The sequence below is a fragment of the Curtobacterium uvaldense genome, assembly GCF_028307415.1.
Lineage (GTDB): Bacteria > Actinomycetota > Actinomycetes > Actinomycetales > Microbacteriaceae > Curtobacterium.
The window spans coordinates 1-5,198 of the sequence record NZ_JAQMHU010000056.1 but is presented as its reverse complement, the minus strand read 5'-3'; the positions used below and the strand labels follow the sequence as shown (position 1 = coordinate 5,198).

The following is a 5,198-nucleotide window of genomic DNA, read 5'->3' as shown; positions in this document are numbered from 1 at the left end:
ACCGAGACGACGCTGCTGCGGTCGTACGGCATCGTCGTCCGCTACCTGAACCGGGTCGGTCTCGCCGCACGCGACCCATTCGCCTGCCCGATGGTGACGCAGCTCCGCATCCACTGACCCCCCTCTCGCTCTTCCCACCTCCGACAGGAAGCATCACCATGAAGACCGTCATCGTCCTCCTCACCCTCTGGGTCATCCTCGCGATCGTCGGCTTCGCACTGAAGGGCCTGCTCTGGCTCGCGATCATCGGCATCGTCCTGTTCGTCGGGACCCTGATCTTCGGCGCAGTCCGCCGTGCCGGACGCAAGGCCAGGCGCGTCAACTGAACCCGGCAACACTCTCACACGCATCCGTGCGCACTGCCGCGGTAGTCCTCAACCCGACCAAGACCGACCAACATCGACTGCAGGGGGTACTCGACGCGGCTGCCGTCCGGCACGGGTGGGCATCGACGCGCTGGTACCCGACAGCGGCTGACGACGGCGGCCGCGCCGCCGCACGAGCAGCCGCCGGCAGCGCCCCCGACGTCATCCTCGCCGTCGGCGGCGACGGAACACTGCGAATCGTCGCGGAAGAACTCCGGGGCACCGGAATCCCCGTCGCAGTTCTCCCGACCGGCACCGGGAACCTCTTCGCCCGCAATCTTGGCCTGCCCCGCAACGACGTCGACGCGGTCATTGACACTGTCTTCACCGGCACCGACCGGCAGATCGATCTGGGACTTGCGGAGCTCACTCACGCCGACCATTCGACAAGCGAACACGTGTTCCTCGTCATGGCGGGCATCGGACTCGACGCGAGCATGGCCGCCGACACTAACGCCTGGGTCAAGAAGCGCTTCGGCTGGGTGGCGTACTCCGACCCCATCGCCCGGTCCGTGATCGGCAACCGTCAGATCCCCATTCGCTACAGGCTGGACAACGGCCCAGCACGCTCGATGCGGGCGCACACGATCATCGTCGGCAACTGCGGCACCCTCACCGCCGGCGTCCTGCTTCTGCCGCGCGCGGAACCCGATGACGGCATCCTTGACGCTGTCGCGTTCCGGCCCAACGGCTGGTTTGGGTGGACCAAAATCGGCTACACCCTCACCCTCAACCGGTTCTTCGCCCGCACCGGCTTCGGGCGTGTGCTCGCCAAGGTCCTTCCACGATCACGTGCACTCCCCACCACCCGGGCACGGAACCTCCGCCTCGACCTGGACGCACCGGAACGCGTTCAGCTCGACGGCGACCCATTCGGAACGGTCCGATCGGTGACTCTCACTACCCACCACTGCGGCCTTACCCTGCGCACATCATCGCAACTCGGCGCTCGGTAGCCGCGCAGGTAGTCCCGAGACCCAGCGCAGACAGCCCGCGCTCCACTCCGCGCGAAACGTTTGCCGGAACGTCGAGTCCGTACTTGGCTGCCTGCCGCTCACAAGTGTTCGCCCTGTCATGGTGCCATCCGGGATATACCGGCTCACCCACCCTCGCTGACAGCGGCGCGTCCTGTTGGAAAGCGGCGCCCACGCCCGGGAAATCTGGACACCAGGCGCCGCTCGAGTGCCGTCGTGCGATCAGAGAGCACGACGGAGCTCTTCTCCGGCAACCAGCCAAAGCTTCTTCAGTATGGGCACTCAACGAGCATGGGTCTGTCCTCACTTGAGCCGTCTTGCACGAACCCTCCCGTGCGGGCAGAGTTGGAGATGCGTGATCAGTTCGGGTCTGCTTACGCAACCTGGAGGACCGGCTGTTGCGCAGAGCCGGTCCTTCACACGTTGCGGCGGCAGCCAGCGCAGCGGCATCGACAGGTCAGTCGTCTGTGAAGTCTCCTGCAGCTTCACCGGCCGACGTCAGCGCAAGATCGCCTCTGCAGGAGCCCCACGCCGCCGCACCTCGGGGCGTGCCGAAGCCTCGGGGGTAATCCGAGGAACGCTGCCCGTGGCTGAATGCGCGGCCTCGCCGCTATGCAAGCCCCTTGGCAACAGTGGACCAATCCTCGATTACTGCTCTGGGTCGGGTGTATGTTCCCGGCAACTCGGTTTGAGCATGCTCCTGGGCCAGGGGCCGCCCATAGCGGGGTTCCGCGGCGGCACTGTCGGCTCAGCGGGTCGGCGGTGCCGCCGTCCATCGATTGAGCTCCTGGTGAAGCCAAGACGATCCAGGGCGACGGAGGTGGCTCGCTGTCTGCGCGGAACGCCGCCATCGCAGGGTAAGCCGACGGCCCCCTCCGGTACTCCGGTGGGGGCCGCGCTATGCGCCGACAGAAACTGTCAGCGGGGCAGGACGAGCATCGGACGCTCGTACCTGGGGTCTGGGTTCAGGCTGCGCGGAAGAAGTCGCCGTAGGACGGCTCCGGTGGGGTGTTGCCGTTGGTGCGGGTATAGACCAGCGCGTCGATCTCGGCGGGGTGACGCATGCCGCGGCGGTGCCACTCATGCGGGTGCTCCTGCAGACTCGTCAGCGTCATCGCGCTCACGCTCCGACCGTAACGACAACCGCCGCAGCAGCGGCGACAGTGACCGCGACGATGCCGAAGCTGGTCGCGAGGGCGGCCAGCAGGCGTCCGTGTGCTGCTTCTCGCACCTCCGAGAACTGCGAGTGCGTTGCGTTGATCGTGCTCATTACCGGCCCTTCCCGTGTCCGCTGTCCGACGCTCTGTGGCGTCAGGATCAGCATGCGGCAAAGAACCTAGTTTGTCTAACTACTAGTGTCGATGCGTACGCATCGTGGATACCGGGGCGTTGTCAGCGTCCACGGGGCGACGCCGGCGCTGGGGTTGCCGTACAGCGTGCGTCATCTGCTCGGAGTTCAGCGCTGGTGTCGTCGGCGTGCATGGCGTCGATCATCTCGGTGAAGAAGCCACTCATCTCCTCGACCGTCTGTGGGGAGAGACGGTCGGCGGCGGCGATCATCCGGGCGTGCACGTCCGTGAGGGTGGTGCGGACTTCCTCGTCGGTGTGCCCGGTCGCGGTCAGGAGCACCCCACGACCATCGGACGGGTCCGCGTGACGCTGGACATGGCCGGGTGCGACAAGCCGCTTCACGACTGCCGTCGTGGACGCGGAAGTGATGCCCAGGTGCGCGGCCAGCTCGGAGGAGTTGACCTGCTCGCCGCGCTCACTGGCGCGGAGGAGGTAGCGAACGGCTTCCATGTCGGTCTGGTTCATCCGCGTGCTCTTGCGGGTCCGCTGCCGCATCTCGACCTCGGCGGAGCGGTACTGCCGCATCAGGTTCAACAGCTGAATGCCGGAGCGGGATGCACGGTCTGGGTACCAATACCCGGACTCGTCGTACGTCTGCTCGTGCATCATGAACACCCACCTCACGGGATCAAGCCCGAAGAATACCGAGAGCCCCTAGCAAAACGCGGTACAAACGGTGCTGCCTTGTCGGTCAGGCCCTACTGTCGGTCGAGCTATCCACGCTTGCCCGACCGTCGAATCCGGATCTTTGTTCTCGGTTTGGCGGCGACGTCGTGCGCTCTGCCATGCCCAACGGCGTCGTAGTGCGACGGCGTCGGCTGCGAGACCCGAACTCGCATCCGACCTCCTTGCAGCACGCACCGAGTCACTCTGGAGCGGCTTGGGTTGCTTAGCCACGAAGCGCCATGTGACGGGCGCAACCTGCGCCGCGATTGGCTCGAACGATGTGCGGATGGCTACTTTTCGTCCATGCCCGCCACAGACTCCTGCCCATCGGTCTGGTGGCGATACCGCTGCGAGATGCCGCGCGACCACGACGGCTTTCACCAGGCCAACACCAAGACCACATGCGCGGAGTGGAATGACACCGCAACACGGCGCGGCTTCCCCGAACCGCGCCACTCGAATCCACCATCAGATGCATAACGCCCCGATGCTTATCCGGACGCTTCGCCCCTGATACTGACATACGGGCTGGTCCGAGGTCCTGTCCGAGATTTCTCCAGCAGGACAGAAGATCGGGTCACTGAGCCCGAGCCCGGAACGGGCCAACACCCCGTTTATTCGAGCCCACGCTAATCAGGAGTCGCCAGGAAGCTCGAGATCGTACTTCGCGGCGATCTGCGCACGAGCCTGCTCCCGTGTCAGGCTGCCATCGAGCACACATCGCGCCCGCGCAAATGCGTCGGCATCGACGCTGATCCCGTGCGCGCGAAGTGCACCTTCCAAGATGGTCAACTGATCGTCCACGCGATGCTGACGCTCACTCGGCACTAGCTGCTGGTTGTTTCCACCGTCGGAGGTCACATCGTCGACCGGGACGGTGCAACAGCTCCCGCCGCGAGAACCGCGACGATGCGGGCGCGCAACTCGGCAACGAATGCCCGCTCGTCGGCTTCCAGCACATCATCCGGTGCCGGTTCACTCATCAGCGCGATTCCTGGCGCCAGCAGCATCCGCGACGATGAGGGCAGCCCGCTGAAGTCGGTTGTCGGAACGGTCACGACGTCGCTGAGCCGGCTTTGACTGAGTGCTGCAGCGTACGCAAGGACCACGTCCGCAACGGAATCGCTGACGAGAACGGAGGTATACCCGTAGGTGAGGTGCTGCACGGTGATCCTGACCAGCCAGTGGCTGCGCCGGAGGCTCCGGTATAGCTGACTGCACTGCACTGTAGGCCGCGGCACCTGAACCGCTGTCATCGATGAGCCGCCGCGCAACGCTCCGGCCCGCCCGGACGATGGGCAACACCTGTAGAGGTCGGCTTTGGCGGGTGCCTCAGCGCTGTTCTGGCTGGGCTCTCGTCCGGCGGCGGTAGTCGAGCGCTGATCTTGCGGTGTCGCTGCGAACCGCGACTCGCCCACAACACCATGTAGGTTCCACCGGCCGGTCAACGTGCGGGGTACATCGACCAAACCAGTCGCGCATGTGCACCGAATACCGTGCAACACCAGCCGCGAAATGCGGTGTTCCTGCAGCCGCATGCTGCTTCGCAAGCTCCGTCTCGGCGCTGCTTTGTCGTGCCCACAGCACTGGCCGGCAGCCGACAACAGATTGGTACCCCCATGCGCAAGTCAATGAAGACCTCGATCACCCTCGCCACCACCGGCGCCCTCGTCCTCGGTGGTGCCGCGTTCGGCATCAGCTCGGCAAACGCCGCGACCCCGAACGTCCAGACGGTCTCGTCCTCGTCCGAGGCCTCGAAGATCCCGGCCCCGGTCGCATCCGTGCCGGACGTCCTCGGCGGCGACACCTCCGTCGCGCTCGACAGCAGCTTCACCGACGCGCT

The 5,198-nt window shown here is 65.6% G+C and carries 8 protein-coding genes and 1 pseudogene; 4 read left to right on the top strand and 5 right to left on the bottom strand.

All coding sequences use genetic code 11. The features are described from left to right. From PIJ49_RS16760 to PIJ49_RS16750, 3 genes and pseudogenes are all read left to right on the top strand, one after another. Window positions 1-117: pseudogene (locus PIJ49_RS16760) on the top strand (acyl-CoA desaturase); the annotation flags it as partial. 41 nt (window positions 118-158) lie between these two features. Further along, entirely contained in the window at window positions 159-326 is a 168-nt protein-coding gene (locus PIJ49_RS16755) for a hypothetical protein (protein WP_224442027.1), read from the top strand. A gap of 26 nt (window positions 327-352) precedes the next feature. Continuing rightward, window positions 353-1,321: a diacylglycerol/lipid kinase family protein gene (locus PIJ49_RS16750; protein ID WP_251160596.1), complete on the top strand. Its 969-nt coding sequence runs from the start codon at window positions 353-355 to the stop codon at window positions 1,319-1,321. Window positions 1,322-2,304: 983 nt separating this feature from the next. On the opposite strand, the gene PIJ49_RS16745 is transcribed toward PIJ49_RS16750, so the two are convergent. From PIJ49_RS16745 to PIJ49_RS16725, 5 genes are all read right to left on the bottom strand, one after another. After that, window positions 2,305-2,463, bottom strand: coding sequence for a hypothetical protein (locus PIJ49_RS16745; protein ID WP_251160595.1), 159 nt, complete (start codon window positions 2,461-2,463; stop codon window positions 2,305-2,307). After that, entirely contained in the window at window positions 2,460-2,609 is a 150-nt protein-coding gene (locus PIJ49_RS16740; RefSeq protein ID WP_251160594.1) for a hypothetical protein, read from the bottom strand. The genes PIJ49_RS16745 and PIJ49_RS16740 overlap by 4 nt, the downstream gene beginning before the upstream one ends. A gap of 122 nt (window positions 2,610-2,731) precedes the next feature. Further along, window positions 2,732-3,298 (bottom strand): MarR family winged helix-turn-helix transcriptional regulator, encoded by a 567-nt coding sequence (locus PIJ49_RS16735; protein WP_251160631.1) that lies wholly within the window; start codon window positions 3,296-3,298, stop codon window positions 2,732-2,734. A gap of 690 nt (window positions 3,299-3,988) precedes the next feature. Next, a complete protein-coding gene (locus tag PIJ49_RS16730; protein WP_224442032.1) occupies window positions 3,989-4,159 on the bottom strand; it encodes a hypothetical protein in 171 nt (56 codons plus the stop codon). A 53-nt stretch (window positions 4,160-4,212) separates the two neighbouring features. Continuing rightward, complete coding sequence (locus tag PIJ49_RS16725; RefSeq protein ID WP_251160593.1) at window positions 4,213-4,521, bottom strand: hypothetical protein; 309 nt, start codon at window positions 4,519-4,521, stop codon at window positions 4,213-4,215. Between the two features lie 453 nt (window positions 4,522-4,974). Between PIJ49_RS16725 and PIJ49_RS16720 the strand changes: the two genes are divergently transcribed. After that, window positions 4,975-5,198, top strand: a 224-nt coding sequence (locus PIJ49_RS16720) for a hypothetical protein (protein ID WP_442874662.1), incomplete at its 3' end; no start/stop codon positions are given.

Bases quoted from the DNA above. Each gene is read 5' to 3' on its own strand.
- PIJ49_RS16740 (WP_251160594.1), bottom strand. From the start codon at position 2,609: ATGAGCACGATCAACGCAACGCACTCGCAGTTCTCGGAGGTGCGAGAA.
- PIJ49_RS16735 (WP_251160631.1), bottom strand. From the start codon at position 3,298: ATGATGCACGAGCAGACGTACGACGAGTCCGGGTATTGGTACCCAGAC.
- PIJ49_RS16755 (WP_224442027.1), top strand. From the start codon at position 159: ATGAAGACCGTCATCGTCCTCCTCACCCTCTGGGTCATCCTCGCGATC.